The organism is Vibrio astriarenae (assembly GCF_010587385.1).
GTDB classification, from domain to species: domain Bacteria; phylum Pseudomonadota; class Gammaproteobacteria; order Enterobacterales; family Vibrionaceae; genus Vibrio; species Vibrio astriarenae.
Window position 1 is genome coordinate 1,462,937 of sequence record NZ_CP047475.1, and the last position, 13,887, is coordinate 1,476,823.

General features: G+C 44.7%; 15 protein-coding genes and 2 tRNA genes. 8 read left to right on the top strand and 9 right to left on the bottom strand.

The genetic code is table 11. The annotated features are described in order from the left end of the window. The first annotated feature begins 2 nt into the window (after nucleotides 1-2). The 4 genes from GT360_RS06940 to GT360_RS06955 are packed head-to-tail and all read left to right on the top strand — an operon-like array spanning nucleotide 3 to nucleotide 3,238. Nucleotides 3-1,256, top strand: coding sequence for an allantoate amidohydrolase (locus GT360_RS06940; RefSeq protein WP_164648172.1), 1,254 nt, complete (start codon nucleotides 3-5; stop codon nucleotides 1,254-1,256). After that, on the top strand, nucleotides 1,249-2,109 hold the full coding sequence (locus tag GT360_RS06945) for a DUF5718 family protein (RefSeq protein WP_164648173.1): 861 nt from the start codon (nucleotides 1,249-1,251) through the stop codon (nucleotides 2,107-2,109). Before GT360_RS06940 ends, GT360_RS06945 begins: the two co-directional genes overlap by 8 nt. 23 nt (nucleotides 2,110-2,132) lie before the next feature. Then, entirely contained in the window at nucleotides 2,133-2,708 is a 576-nt protein-coding gene (locus tag GT360_RS06950; RefSeq protein WP_164648174.1) for a chromate transporter, read from the top strand. A 2-nt stretch (nucleotides 2,709-2,710) separates the two neighbouring features. Next, nucleotides 2,711-3,238 carry a chromate transporter gene (locus tag GT360_RS06955; protein ID WP_164648175.1) on the top strand — a complete coding sequence of 176 codons (528 nt, stop codon included), beginning with the start codon at nucleotides 2,711-2,713 and terminating at the stop codon, nucleotides 3,236-3,238. A 121-nt stretch (nucleotides 3,239-3,359) separates the two neighbouring features. On the opposite strand, the gene GT360_RS06960 is transcribed toward GT360_RS06955, so the two are convergent. The 3 genes from GT360_RS06960 to GT360_RS06970 all read right to left on the bottom strand — a co-directional run bounded on the left by GT360_RS06960 (nucleotide 3,360) and on the right by GT360_RS06970 (nucleotide 4,982). Then, a tRNA-Val gene (locus GT360_RS06960) sits at nucleotides 3,360-3,436 on the bottom strand. 36 nt (nucleotides 3,437-3,472) lie between these two features. Then, a tRNA-Val gene (locus GT360_RS06965) sits at nucleotides 3,473-3,549 on the bottom strand. Nucleotides 3,550-3,788: 239 nt separating this feature from the next. After that, nucleotides 3,789-4,982 carry a class I SAM-dependent methyltransferase gene (locus GT360_RS06970; protein WP_164648176.1) on the bottom strand — a complete coding sequence of 398 codons (1,194 nt, stop codon included), beginning with the start codon at nucleotides 4,980-4,982 and terminating at the stop codon, nucleotides 3,789-3,791. A gap of 154 nt (nucleotides 4,983-5,136) precedes the next feature. Between GT360_RS06970 and yccX the strand changes: the two genes are divergently transcribed. After that, entirely contained in the window at nucleotides 5,137-5,409 is a 273-nt protein-coding gene (yccX, locus tag GT360_RS06975; protein WP_164648177.1) for an acylphosphatase, read from the top strand. A gap of 80 nt (nucleotides 5,410-5,489) precedes the next feature. On the opposite strand, the gene GT360_RS06980 is transcribed toward yccX, so the two are convergent. From GT360_RS06980 to GT360_RS07005, 6 genes are all read right to left on the bottom strand, one after another. Then, on the bottom strand, nucleotides 5,490-5,819 hold the full coding sequence (locus tag GT360_RS06980; RefSeq protein WP_164648178.1) for a TusE/DsrC/DsvC family sulfur relay protein: 330 nt from the start codon (nucleotides 5,817-5,819) through the stop codon (nucleotides 5,490-5,492). 112 nt (nucleotides 5,820-5,931) lie between these two features. Next, on the bottom strand, nucleotides 5,932-6,594 hold the full coding sequence (locus GT360_RS06985) for a Bax inhibitor-1/YccA family protein (protein ID WP_164648179.1): 663 nt from the start codon (nucleotides 6,592-6,594) through the stop codon (nucleotides 5,932-5,934). A gap of 309 nt (nucleotides 6,595-6,903) precedes the next feature. Beyond that, complete coding sequence (locus GT360_RS06990; RefSeq protein ID WP_204274552.1) at nucleotides 6,904-7,650, bottom strand: amino acid ABC transporter ATP-binding protein; 747 nt, start codon at nucleotides 7,648-7,650, stop codon at nucleotides 6,904-6,906. 20 nt (nucleotides 7,651-7,670) lie between these two features. After that, the gene (locus tag GT360_RS06995) at nucleotides 7,671-8,768 is read right to left on the bottom strand and encodes an amino acid ABC transporter permease (protein ID WP_164648180.1); all 1,098 of its coding nucleotides are present in this window, start codon (nucleotides 8,766-8,768) and stop codon (nucleotides 7,671-7,673) included. 1 nt (nucleotide 8,769) lies between these two features. After that, the gene (locus tag GT360_RS07000; protein ID WP_164648181.1) at nucleotides 8,770-9,975 is read right to left on the bottom strand and encodes an amino acid ABC transporter permease; all 1,206 of its coding nucleotides are present in this window, start codon (nucleotides 9,973-9,975) and stop codon (nucleotides 8,770-8,772) included. Nucleotides 9,976-10,092: 117 nt separating this feature from the next. Then, nucleotides 10,093-11,121 (bottom strand): amino acid ABC transporter substrate-binding protein, encoded by a 1,029-nt coding sequence (locus tag GT360_RS07005; protein WP_164648182.1) that lies wholly within the window; start codon nucleotides 11,119-11,121, stop codon nucleotides 10,093-10,095. 462 nt (nucleotides 11,122-11,583) lie between these two features. Here GT360_RS07005 and GT360_RS07010 point away from each other — a divergent pair, with 462 nt between their 5' ends. The 3 genes from GT360_RS07010 to GT360_RS07020 all read left to right on the top strand — a co-directional run bounded on the left by GT360_RS07010 (nucleotide 11,584) and on the right by GT360_RS07020 (nucleotide 13,857). After that, on the top strand, nucleotides 11,584-12,513 hold the full coding sequence (locus GT360_RS07010; RefSeq protein WP_164648183.1) for a precorrin-2 dehydrogenase/sirohydrochlorin ferrochelatase family protein: 930 nt from the start codon (nucleotides 11,584-11,586) through the stop codon (nucleotides 12,511-12,513). 363 nt (nucleotides 12,514-12,876) lie between these two features. Next, nucleotides 12,877-13,575: a hypothetical protein gene (locus tag GT360_RS07015; protein WP_164648184.1), complete on the top strand. Its 699-nt coding sequence runs from the start codon at nucleotides 12,877-12,879 to the stop codon at nucleotides 13,573-13,575. 9 nt (nucleotides 13,576-13,584) lie between these two features. Continuing rightward, a complete protein-coding gene (locus GT360_RS07020; protein WP_164648185.1) occupies nucleotides 13,585-13,857 on the top strand; it encodes a helix-turn-helix domain-containing protein in 273 nt (90 codons plus the stop codon). Nucleotides 13,858-13,887: the final 30 nt, after the last annotated feature.

The following is a 13,887-nucleotide window of genomic DNA, read 5'->3' on the forward strand; positions in this document are numbered from 1 at the left end:
AAATGGAACAAAGCATCGCAAACCAAATTATGGACAGAGCGGATCGGTTAGCTCAATTCAGTTCCATGAAAGATGGGTTAACACGGACGTATCTTTCAAAGGAGCATAAACAAGCACATCAACAGCTTGCTCAATGGATGCATCAGGCTGGTTTATCCACTCATCAAGACAGTGTAGGGAATCAATGGGGTCGTAAAGTCTCTTCGATGCCCAATGCGCCGACGCTTATCTTAGGATCTCATAGCGATACGGTTTCTAACGCAGGGAAATACGATGGCAATCTAGGTATTCTGCTTGCCATTAGCGCGTTGGAGCAATTAAAGGATTTAGACTTCCCTTTTCACATTGATGTCGTTGCTTTTGCTGACGAAGAAGGGACGCGATTCAGTACGACTCTCATCGGCTCTAGCGCAGTGGCGGGGATATTTAATCCCCTTTGGTTGGAGAGGGAAGATCGTGATGGTGTAACCATGTCTGAGGCGATGTGTTATTTTGGCTTAGACCCTGAATTAGCAGGTAAGGATGCCTTGCAACCTGATCAAGTCCTTGGTTATTTAGAGGTGCACATTGAGCAAGGACCATTGCTCGAGGCCAAGCAGTTGCCTGTAGGTGTTGTTACTGGGATTGCTGGGGCGAAGCGTTTTCAGTTGTCGGTAAAGGGTATGGCAGGTCATGCCGGTACCGTACCGATTGATATGCGTGCGGATGCGTTTTGTGGTGTCGCTGAAATGACGATGGCAATAGAATCGTATGCAAAGCAAAACCAATTAGTCGCGACAGTGGGAAAATGCGATGTCGTATCAAGCTCAGTAAATGTTATCCCTGGGCAGGTTAATTTTACTCTTGATATTCGAAGTTTGGAACAGTCAAAGCTCGAACGTTCTTGCGATGATCTTTTGACTGAGCTAGCGATAATCGCGCAAAACAGAGGCTTGGAATTCAAGCATGAGCAGTTCTATCAGGCAGAGGCGGTGCCTTGTAGTAAAAAACTACAACAAACTTGGGGTGAGGTTGTGACTGAAGTGACTGGCAAACCATCGGAATATTTACCAAGCGGAGCAGGGCACGATGCGTTAGCAATGGCACACTTAACTCAAGTAGCAATGTTGTTTGTGCGTTGTGATAAAGGGATTAGTCATCACCCAGCGGAAGCGGTGCAACAAGGTGATGTAGCCGTTGCCTTGGAATGCTTAATCAAGATGCTTATCGCTCAAGGAAAGGCTCACAAGCTCAGTGAGGCTGCCAATCATGGCTAATCAAGTGGATAAACTCGTGTTTGGTATTGCTGGAAATTCACCGGGCTATCTTGAGCAGACTGGGGAGATAAATGCCTTCAGTTCAGATCGGGTAGCGCTCAATGGACCCAAGGCTTTATTTCCAATTTATGTTGAAGGCCATAATAGCTTTCTTGGTACGCAGCCATTTAGCAATGATTCACTGAACTTACCCAAAGAAGCTGATGCAACAGTCCAGCTTGAGCCAGAACTAGCGATTAAGTATCGAGTGAGCTATCGAGATGATGGCTCAGTCGATCATTTGCAGCCATACGCCTTAACGGTGATCAATGATGTGACTTATCGGAATCGACAGGCCATTAAACTGGCAGAGAAGAAAAACTGGAGAGAGTGCTCTAAAGGCATTTCACATGATGAGCTGTTAATTGACTCTCTTCAGCCGGGTATTGAGATAGAACAATTGCGCCTTTGTGGCTTTTATAAGAGAAAAGGGCAATGGTTTCAGTGCAGTCAAGACGTTTCAGTGACCCAGTATATTGTTTTTTATCAAGAACTCACAGAATGGATATTGAACTCTATTTACAATCAAAAAGACGAAGGTGCAATGCACTGTATCCTTGATTTGTTTCATACTGCGGGACAGCCTGACTCTATCACTGTTGCTATTGGTGCGCCGAGTTATACCGAGTTAGGTGCGAACCACAGCCTTTTGGTTGGAGATGAGGTTGCAGTGTGCCTATATCATGATAGTGAGCAACATTTAGATAAGTTACCGCGATTGTTTGACCAAAGTGAAATACTGGATAAGCCCAATCTAGATATGATTCTTCTTAAACAGGTCGTGGGTTCTCATAAAGATTTTTCAAATTTATAAGGCATTACAGGGAAGAGGATGGAATGCAAACACAAATAAACCTATCCGCGGCGTTTTTTCGCATCGGGTTATTTGGCTTTGGTGGAGGGCCAACAATGATCCCTCTAGTTCACAAAGAGGTTGTGGATAATTATGGATGGATGAACGATGACGAGTTCTCTAATGTGCTTGCCATCGGTAACACCCTACCGGGACCGATTGCAACAAAGATGGCGGGTTATATTGGCTACAAGGTTGGAGGGGTAGTCGGCTGTGTCAACGCAGTGATTGCGATGATCATACCCGTCATTCTCGTCATGATAGCTGGCTTGGGGTTGTTGAATGAATATCGCGACAAACCTTGGGTAGCCGGCATGGCGCATGGTGTCATACCTGTGGTTACGTGGATGATGGCAAAATTGACTTATGATTTCTTAATTAAGGGACACAAGGCTTTGGGAGCGATAGCTATGGCGATAGGTGTAGCCGTGTCTGTGGGTTGTATTGTGGTGTTAAATATCCATCCAGGCCTTGTGGTTGGTGCGACAATCTTAGCGGTGTTAGTCAAGCCACAAAAGTCCGAAAAGTCAAAAACTGAACCAGATAACAGTATGGGATAACTATGCAAATTTATATCGATATCTTTCTCGCGTTTTTTATCCCAAACATTGTGGGTTACGGTGGAGGTCCTGCGATTATTCCTTTGGTAGAGGCACAGGTAGTGGGCCACTATGCTTGGATGGATGCCGCTCAATTTGCTGAAGTCTTGGCGTTAGCTAATGCTCTTCCATCTCCTATTGCCACCAAAATGGCTGGCTATATAGGCTATGAAATGGGGGGGATTCCAGGCGCATTGATAGCCATCTTTGCAACGGTGGCACCAACAATTCTCATTATGCTGGTGGCAATGGGAGTACTGTATAAATACCGTAATTCTGTAAAGGTAAAAGCTCTGAGTGCATGGGTTTTGCCTATTATTTTTACGCTCATGGCGTTGCTAAGTTATAAGCTACTGCAATCTGGGACTGAAACTGGCTGGGGACATTTTGCGTTATTGTTCATTGCAGCCGGTCTGTGTTTAGAAAAACTGAAAGTTCATCCAACTTATGTGATCTGTGCCAGCTTGCTATATGGTGCGATATTACTTTAGTAAACGGGATAGTGTAATGATTAGGAAATGCCCATAACACTTTCAAGGAAACTCACTAAGTCTCAAATACAACAAAGCCCGCTATAAAAGCGGGCTTTGTGATTGTTCATAAGAACGAATATGGTGGATCCGGGCGAACTCGAATCGCCGACCCCCGCCATGTCAAGGCGGTACTCTAACCAACTGAGCTACGGATCCAGATTGTGTTCTTTTGCATCTTTATGCAGTAAGGAGTGGTGGGTCCGGGCGAACTCGAATCGCCGACCCCTACCATGTCAAGGTAGTACTCTAACCAACTGAGCTACGGACCCATTCCTTAAGAACGAGATGGATATTAACGGCTCTAATCGGAGCGTGCAAGTGTAAAATCAAGGTTTTGTGACTGTTTGTTTTTTTTGTGAACAGGTTGGTGAGGGAATGAGCGATGGAGGCGAATGTAACGTGGGTTTGGCGATGAATTTATTGCAACGAAGAAATCGTATGTGATGATTTTGTAGAAGGTAGAAGGTAGAAGTGGAGAACCTCTAGACTTCTACCTCAAATCTAGGTTTTAAAGAACCTTACAAGCAAAGCCTTTTAGGTAGAAACCTTCTGGGTATGCTGTATCCGTTGGATGATCGGCTGCTTGTTCGAAACGTTCTACAAATTTCACTGAGCGGCCAGCATCAACGGCTGCGTCTGCGATAATTTTTTGGAAAAGATTTTGGTCCATCAAGCCAGAGCAAGAGTATGTAAGCAAGGTGCCACCGGGTTTGAGGATTTGCATGGCAAGCATGTTGATATCTTTGTAGCCGCGGCATGCACCATTTAACTGGGCTTTGGTGTCAGCAAACTTCGGTGGGTCCATGATGACGACGTCAAACTTGGTACCTTGATCTCGATATTCGCGTAGTAACTTGAATACATCTGCGTTTAAGAACACTGCGCGCTTTTTAGAGATATCAAAGCCATTTTCGATTGCGTTCTCTTTTGCTTTGTCTAGCGCAGGTTGTGAAACATCAGCATTAATGACACGTGACGCGCCGCCTTTAAGCGCATAAAGGCCAAAGCCTCCGGTGTATGAGAAACAGTTAAGTACTTCTTTGTCCTTAACGTACTTCATCGATTGCTGACGGCTATCGCGTTGATCAAGGTAAAAGCCTGTTTTGTGACCATTCTCGATATCAACGCCGATTTTAATGCCGTTTTCCTCTATCCAGACATTAGCAGGAGGCATTGCGCCGTGTAATACACCGGTTACTTCCTCAAGGCCTTCTTTCTTACGGATAGCAACATCAGAGCGCTCGTAGATATTACAGTCTGGGAAAACAACGAGCAGTGCTTTAACTAGAGTATCGCGATGACGGTCTGCACCTGCACTTAGCAGCTGACAAACTAAGTAGTTGTCAAACTTATCGATCGTAACGCCGGGTAGGCCGTCATTTTCTGCTGCAATCAAGCGAAAGCCTGTAAGACCATCACGTTCAATGACATCTTCACGCAGAACAAGTGCGTCGTTAATGCGCTTTTCAAAGAAACTTTGGTCAATCTCGACTTTTTCAAATGACCATACACGAGCTCGGATTTGAGAGTTTGGCGAATAGGCGGCTTTTGCTAACCATTGGCCTTTATGGCTGAAAACATCAACGGTTTCGCCTAGTTGAGGCTCACCTTTAACTCGCTCAATACCGCGTGAAAAGATCCAAGGGTGTCGACGCTGTAGTGACTTTTCACGACCGCGGGTTAGGTAAATCGCTGGTTTCATAAATGAACTCGTTTTCAAACTGTGATGGGGAAAATGGTCGGCTATTTTGTATAAAGAGTAGAACAAAAGCAAGGTATGTGGCTGATCCCATTCCAACTAATCTAAATGCTTCTACAATTAATGAGCGTAAACATCGATTGTTAAGGAGAATAAGATGTCTCATGTATCACGAAAGTTCATTGTATCTGGGGTTGTGCAAGGTGTTGGGTTTCGCTATCACACTTGTCATGAAGGATTGAAATTGGGCTTAAATGGCTACGCGAGAAACTTAGCGAATGGCAATGTTGAGGTGTTAGCGACCGGAGAAGATGGCGCGATAGAGCAACTCGAGATGTGGTTGAGTGGAGGGCCCAGAACTGCATCCGTGGACTCTGTGGTCAGTGAGCCGGTGGCTTTAGTGGAGATGAGAGGGTTTGAAATTCAATAACCCCTATAAGTTAAGGTCGCAATTGATGCGACCCTGGTGACATTGTAACTTATGGCTTATTTGTTACTGGTTGGGTTCTTTTAGAGGCACTTCGCTGGTTTTGGTAAGCCTGCTAGCTTCGTAGCTTGCTTAGCTGGGCCCTGTTTGAACAGTTTAAAAAGATACTTACTGTTGCCTTTTTCAGGACCGTACTTCTTCTCCATCGCCTTTACCAGCATACGAACAGCAGGAGAGGTGTTGAACTCTTCATAGAAATCACGCACAAAATGCACAACTTCCAAATGCGCTTCCGTCAGTTCGATGCCTTCTTGCTCAGCGAGTATATTAATCATCTCTGGCTCCCAGTCTTTGTGATTAAGTAGGTAGCCTTGGGCGTCAGTTTCGATCTGTTTTTCTTTAAATACAAACATAATTGTTGATGGTTTTATTCGACACTTGGCAAGTGTAAACCCTATTGAAGTGATTGAAAACAAAAAGCCCGAGCGAGATGCTCGGGCTTGGATTTTGGAGTAATCTTAAAGATTAGTCGTCGTTCATCACACCTAGAATGCTGAGTAGGCTGATGAAGATGTTGTATAGCGATACGTAAAGGCTAACTGTCGCTGAGATGTAGTTAGTTTCGCCGCCGCGGATGATTGACTGAGTTGTCAGCAAGATAACACCTGTTGAGAAAAGGATAAACATCGCACTCATCGCTAGATATAGCATAGGCATCTGTAGGAAGATGTTCGCTACCATACCAACAAGCAGAACAACGAAACCAGCCATTAGCATGCCATTTAGGAATGATAGGTCGCGTTTAGTTGTTAGCGCGTATGCTGACGCACCCATGAACGCAAGGGCAGTACCACCAAGAGCAGTTAGAACGACATCACCCATGCCTGCACCGATGTACATGCTTAGGATAGGGCCAGTTGTGTAGCCTAGGAAACCAGTAAATAGGAATGTAAAGACAAGACCCATGCTGTTGTTGCGGTTCTTTTCTGTTAGGAAAAGTAGACCGTAGAAGCCGACGAGCATCAGGATCAAGCCTGGACGTGGTAGGTTCATTGCCATAGAGAATGCAGCAACAACTGCAGACCACAGCAGGGTCATAGACAGTAGAGCATACGTGTTACGTAGTACTTTGTTTGTTTGTAGAGCGCTCTCTTGAGTCGCTGTACGGCTAAACATAGGGTTGTTCATAATCTTCCTCGTAAAAGAATGATAGTTATTTACTTCCTTTATGGGGGCAAAACTAGAAAAAATCAAGCCCAAAACCAATAGGGATATTATTTCTTAGCCCCAAAATGCGGCTAAGGATCAATTGCTTAATAATAATAGAAATGGCTATTTGAGTGGTTACAGAGTTGTAACAGGGTGTAAGAATCGCATCTAACGCTGTGAAATAGGGTCGATTATCACTTATCCCGGACTCTAGTTGAATGCGATTAAAGAAAACCGAGAGGAAGAAGGTAAAAGGATAGACCCTTCAACCTTCCTCCTTTGCTGACTCTAGTGATGCAGAATCTGTGCTAAGAAATTCTGAGTACGGTCAGATTGAGGGTTTTCGAAGAAATCGACAGGGTTGTTTTCTTCAATGATTTCACCCGCATCCATGAAAATAACACGGTCGGCCACTTCCTTAGCAAAGCCCATTTCGTGGGTCACACAAATCATGGTCATGCCTTCTTCAGCCAGTTCGACCATAACGTCAAGAACTTCACGAACCATCTCTGGGTCGAGGGCAGATGTTGGTTCATCAAAAAGCATCACTTGTGGGTTCATGCAAAGTGAACGAGCAATTGCGACACGTTGCTGCTGACCGCCCGAAAGCTGGCCTGGGTACTTGTCTGCTTGATCTGGGATCTTTACGCGCTCTAAGTATTTCATTGCAATCGCTTCTGCCTCTTCTTTTGGCATTTTTTTCACCCAAATCGGTGCTAGCGTACAGTTCTCTAGTACCGTTAGGTGAGGGAAGAGGTTGAAGTGTTGGAAACACATACCGACTTCTCTACGAACTGCTTCAATGTTCTTCAGATCTTCGGTGAGCTCGTTACCAGAAACGACAATCTGTCCCTTTTGATGCTCCTCAAGTCGGTTAATACAGCGAATCATGGTTGACTTGCCCGAGCCAGAAGGCCCACAAACCACTATCTTCTCACCTTTCTTAACTTGAAGGTTGATGTTTTTAAGAACATGAAATTCGCCGTACCACTTGTTCATGTCATTGATTTCAATTACTAAATCTTGTTGTGTCATAATACGTCCCTGAGTTTCTTTTATCGTTTGTGACCGGTATGCAGTTTGTTTTCGAGCCATATCGAATATCTCGACATGCCAAAACAGAAGATCCAGAACACTAACCCAACAAATATGTAACTTTCTGTTGCAAACCCTAACCACTCGGGGTCAGTGTTGGCGGCTTGGCCAATACCCAGTACATCAAACATACCAATGATAAGTACTAGACTGGTATCTTTAAATAGACCGATAAAGGTGTTTACAATCGATGGAATGGTAATCTTCAACGCTTGTGGCAGGATGATGAGTCCCATCTTTTTCCAATAGCTTAATCCAAGTGCGTCAGCCGCCTCGTATTGTCCTTTTGGAATCGCTTGTAGGCCACCGCGTACCACTTCTGCCATATAGGCAGCACTAAACATCACCACACCGATTAGTGCGCGAATGAGCTTGTCGGTGTCAGCGCCTTGCGTTAAGAAGAGCGGTAGCATAACAGATGCCATGAATAGTACGGTAATCAGTGGTACACCACGCCATACTTCAATGTAGACAGTACAGATACTGCGAATAATAGGCATGTCTGAACGTCGACCGAGGGCAAGTGCTACACCGATAGGTAATGAAACTACGATACCAACAAGCGCAATGATTAACGTAACAAGCAGACCACCCCAACGGTGTGTTTCCACGACTTCGAGACCAAATACACCACCGTACAGCAGTGCGCCGATGATGAATGGATAGATGTTAACGAAGAACAAGAAAATCCATGTGCGCTTCGGTGTTTTCTCATAGGCGAGAAGAACGGTGAAGATGGCAAGCGTTGCGTAAAACAGGCGAGGGCGCCACAGTTCAGCTTCTGGATAGAACCCATACATAAACTGCTGCCAACGGACACTAATAAATACCCAACAAGCACCTTCACGCGAACATGCATCGCGAGTTTCACCTACCCAGTCTGCTTTAAGGATTGCCCAATCAAACGTCGTCCAAAGTAGAGATACGGCAAAATAGGCCAGAATTACGGTGACAATGGAGTTAATTGGTCCATTAAATAGGTTTCGTTTTAGCCAGCCAACCAAGCCAACCGTATTCGGCGGCGGTGGAAGATCAGGCTGAAATTGATGCACTTTCATATTATCTCTCCACCAATGCGACTTTACGGTTGTACAGGTTCATCAACGCCGATGTGATTAAGCTGAGTGACAAGTAAACAGCCATCGTCATCGCGATGATTTCAATTGCTTGACCGGTTTGGTTAAGGGTCGTTCCAGCAAATACGGATACTAAATCAGGATAACCAATCGCCATCGCGAGCGATGAGTTTTTAGTTAGGTTTAAGTACTGGCTGGTGAGTGGAGGAATGATGATTCTCAATGCTTGAGGGATCACAATCAGTTTCAATGTGCGCGAGCGTGGTAGCCCCAGCGACATTGCCGCTTCCGTTTGGCCGTGGTTCACTGCATTAATGCCTGAGCGTACGATCTCTGCAATAAACGAGGCAGTATAGATACTGAGTGCAAGTAATAGTGCCGCAAGCTCTGGAATGATGCTAACACCGCCGCGGAAGTTAAACCCTTTTAATGCAGGGTAATCTAAGCTGATTGGCTTGCCTGCAATAAAGAAAACAACCAGTGGCAAGACGACACAAAGTCCAAGTGCAATACGACCCAGAGGTGTTTGCTGTCCTGTTAGTTTCTGTTTGTTCTTAGCCCAAATACTGATAGCGACGGTAGCGACGACACCAATGATGAGCGCGCCGATAACCAACCCACTGCCTTCGTTAAACACAGGCCCTGGGAAGTACAGGCCTCGAACATTGAGAAAGATGGCCTCACCGAGACTTAAACTTTGTCTTGGTGAAGGGAGAACCTGCAGAACGGCGAAATACCAAAAGAAAATTTGAAGAAGGAGAGGGATGTTACGGAATATCTCGATGTATACCGCAGCTAATCGGCTAACAAGCCAGTTTGATGATAGTCGAGCAATACCAATGGCAAAACCGAGTACGGTGGCCACAATAATCCCTAAAACAGAGACCAATGCGGTATTGAGTAGCCCAACGAGAAAGGTTCTACCATAGGAGAACGTTTCATCATATTCCACCAGCGTGAGTCCAATACCAAACCCAGCTTCTTGCTCTAGGAAACCAAAACCCGTTGCGATACCGCGGGCTTCTAAGTTGGTTAGGGCATTGTTGACGATGGTGTAGAAGAAAAAGAGTAACCCGACAATGGCGAGTATTTGAAAAGTAACCGAGCGAAAGGTGGGGTTATATAGAATATTAGAGCCCGATTTCGACGCACTTTTGGACGTCGAATTTTCGACATTAGTGGTTTTCATACAACTGTAACCTCAAGTCCATTTGAATCCCTAGTGAATTAGGGGCCAGAGCGCTTGATAAAAGGGGCAGCAAAGCCGCCCCATATAATTATTATCTTTGCAAAACACTACTCTTGGTTATCGTAGTGGAGGCGCATACATGAAGCCGCCTTTGTTCCATAGTGCATTGACGCCGCGAGAGATTTCTAGAGGAGAGCCAGTACCAACAGTACGCTCAAAACTCTCGCCGTAGTTACCCACTTGTTTGATCACTTGGTAACCCCAGTCATCACGGATACCAAGACCTTTACCTTGTGGGCCATCAACGCCAAGGATACGCTTGATGTTTGGATCCGTCGATTTCAACATCTCATCAGCATTCGCAGAGGTAATACCGTACTCTTCAGCGTTAATCATTGCATTTAGTGTCCACTTAGCAATGTTGAACCACTGGTCATCACCCTGGCGAACTACCGGGCCTAAAGGCTCTTTAGAGATAATTTCTGGAAGTACCACAGCAGAGCTAGGGTCAGCGAGGTTCAGACGCAGACCGTATAGACCAGATTGGTCAGTTGTAAGTACGTCACAACGACCGGCATCAAAACCTTTCGATGTTTGTGCTGCCGTATCAAATACAACAGGCTTGTATGACATCCCTTCATTGCGGAAGTAATCGGCAAGGTTTAGCTCAGTTGTTGTACCTGATTGAACACAAACTGCAGCGCCATCAAGTTCTTTTGCACTTGAAATACCAAGCTCTTTCTTAACCATAAAGCCCTGACCATCGTAGTAGTTAACGCCTACGAAGTTCAAACCCAGTGCGGTATCACGGTGTAATGTCCATGTTGTGTTACGTGACAGAACATCAATTTCACCTGATTGTAGCGCGGTAAAACGCTCTTTCGCTGTTAGTGGTACGTATTTAACTTTTGTTTTGTCACCAAGAACAGCCGCAGCTAACGCTTGGCAGTACTCAACGTCAATACCTTCCCATTCGCCTTTCGAGTTTGGGTTTGAGAAGCCTGGTAGGCCAGTACTCACACCACAAGACACGAAGCCTTGTTTTGATACTTTTTCTAGTGTTGCTTCAGCGGCAAAAGCTTGTGAAGAGAGTAGAGCAGTTGAAGCCACAACAGCAGACGCAATCAAGGAGAGTTTCTTAGTCATGTGTATCCTTCCTGTTTATTTCCGTACATTTCAGTGCAAGCCTGAAACAAAATCCTGAATAAATGTTGTGTTAAAGCAATAAGTATTTTTGTCAGGTCGTTGCAAGTTGCATACAATGCAAAAGCAACTTAAGCGTAGGTAAGGTTTTTCATTTTCTCAAACAACTCAATTTAAAAAGGTTTTTTAAGACGCCTCACCAAAGCTGTGCAACCTAGCATGACTAATTGTTGGTTATATGTAAATAGTGCAACAATGCACTAACATTGTGCAAAGTGATCATGCACTAAACTTTATCTGCTCAGGTGGGTTTTATGTCGATGGTGGTTTGCTCAATTAGATTAATCACCTGATTGACTATTGAATTTCAGTTAAAAATCTTTAATGTTTGTAAAAAATAGGCTCAAAATGCACCAAGTTGATCAATTTGGATGATTATTAGCCATAAAAAGGAAGTAGGTATTAATGCAGTATTTTCCACTATTTATGAAGCTTACGGATAAGCCGGTGCTAGTGGTCGGGGGCGGTGAAGTCGCTTGTCGAAAAGTTGAAGCACTCATAAAGGCGAACGCTCGCGTCACTATTATTTCTCCCCATTTGGATGAGTATCTTGCTAATTGTGTTGAAAAAGGTCTGTGTTATTGGGTCGAAGATACATATAAAAGTGAATATTTATCCAGTGATCTGATACAAGTTTGGGCGACAACAGACAGTAATGAGATTAACCATGCCATCTATCATGATGCCAAACAGCTTAGTCTGATGGTGAATGTGGTGGATGATCAGCCATACTGTGACTTTATCACTCCCTCGATGATTACTAGAGGCAAAATTCAAATAGCGGTATCAAGTGGCGGAGCGTCACCTGTGTTAGTACGTAACATACGCCAAACGCTAGAGAGTCACTTACCGCAAAACATGGGCCTGTTAGCGGATTTTGCCGCATCAAAACGCGATGACATTAAATCTAAACTACCCTCTGTCGATTTGAGACGTGTGTTTTGGGAGCGTTTTTTCGCTATACCAGAAGTCATGGCAGCGACAACTTGCGAGTCTCTCGATGTGGCTTATGAAAAGCTGTTTGAAGGTGGGATAGATAAGCGAGGTAGCTTGACGTTGATTCAGTTACCCAAAGCAGTGGACTTACTGACTTTACGTTCGTTGCAAGCATTGCAAAAGGGGGAGCTCGTTTTGTATCCAGCTGATTGTGATTACTCGTTCGTGGATATTGCTCGTCGTGACGCTGAAAGAGCACAGTACACGGATATAGCAAACCTGTTAGAGAGCATTTCGCTATCAAAAGAGAGCAATATTTGTGTTTATCTCTCTGATGCAGAGATGGAAAAACACTTAGCGATATTTGAAGGTGCTCGCCTGCTATACAACGGTCATTAGTTTGTATGAGTAAGGGTGTCATAGATGCGCCCTTACTCACCGAGCCTAACCACCTTACGTGTTTAGCTCGATTCGATGGCACCAAATGACCTGTTACTCCTTGCTTATCCAACTATACTGTCTCCAATTGCTTTTGAACCTGCACGGCGTAGCAAACACATAAGTGGGAGTTGTACGAAAAATCGACGGCGTCACAGTGTAATAACCTGCAGGGGTAAGATACCTCCCAAACTCTATCTAGTTGCTACATTAGTGACAGAAAATCGGATAGTTCCTACGCTGTAGTTAGCTGTACAAGTACCATCAGCGAGAAAGTACACAGTCGAAATCCTTCGAACGTTTAGTTAATGAGAGTGTAAAAATATGCCTGTGTTAAACGAATCACCACAGCTATTGATAAGCTCTAGCGCCAATGTACTTCCGTTTATCAAATATTGCGAAAAGCAAAAGGTTGACTGGCTGTCGATCGCACACAAGTCTGGTATTAAACGTGACCTTCTGAAGTCTTTAGAGTGGTACATGAGTCGCGACTTGATGAGATTTGTTCAGCTCTTGTCATTAGAAACAACTCCGACATTGGGTATTGATGTCGCAATGGAGTCAACCTTAAACGAGGTTGCACCGGACATCGCACGTCTCGTAGCCAATGTTGGAAGTTTGGAACAAGCATTATCCATCGTGATAGAAAGTATGAACGTGCTAAATAGTCACGTTAAGTTTTGGGCAGAACGTATTGATAGACATTGGTTCATTTGCCATATGGCCTCAATCCCGAAGCATGCCGCTGGCTTCTCTCAAGCAGAATGGTATCGAACGGGCTGTATTATTCAGTTATGTCGCCATTTTTATGGTCAAAATTGGTTCCCGCATGAAATCCGTGTCGCTGGCGACGATACCCCCGATGTAGTGAAGCGATTGAGGGCCGTTAAGCATATAGAGTTTGGAAAACCATTTGGTGCAATATTAGTCGGAGAGCAGAGTCACTTCGACCTGGTGGACCAGTATACATCGACAATGGATTGGCAAGAGGCCACGTTGAAGCTATTGAGCAATTACGCATAGTTACCGAACATGAGTATTGAAAGGTTTTGTCACGTTGTTGGCCTGAGTAAAAGAACGCTGCAAAGACGACTTAAAGAGAACGGTCATAGCTTCAAGCAGCTTAAAGAGATTTTTCGACAGGAGGCGTCGTCTCGCCTTTTGCGTGAGACTGCCTTGCCTATTGAGGAGATCGGTTGGAAGGTGGGTTACAACGACCTCAGTAACTTTAATCGAGCTTTCAAAGGTTGGGCTGGTTTATCGCCAGCAGTTTATCGAGACAACTGGCGACGCTTACCAGCATGACAAGAGGTCGGTTCACGCTCGCGCATGACG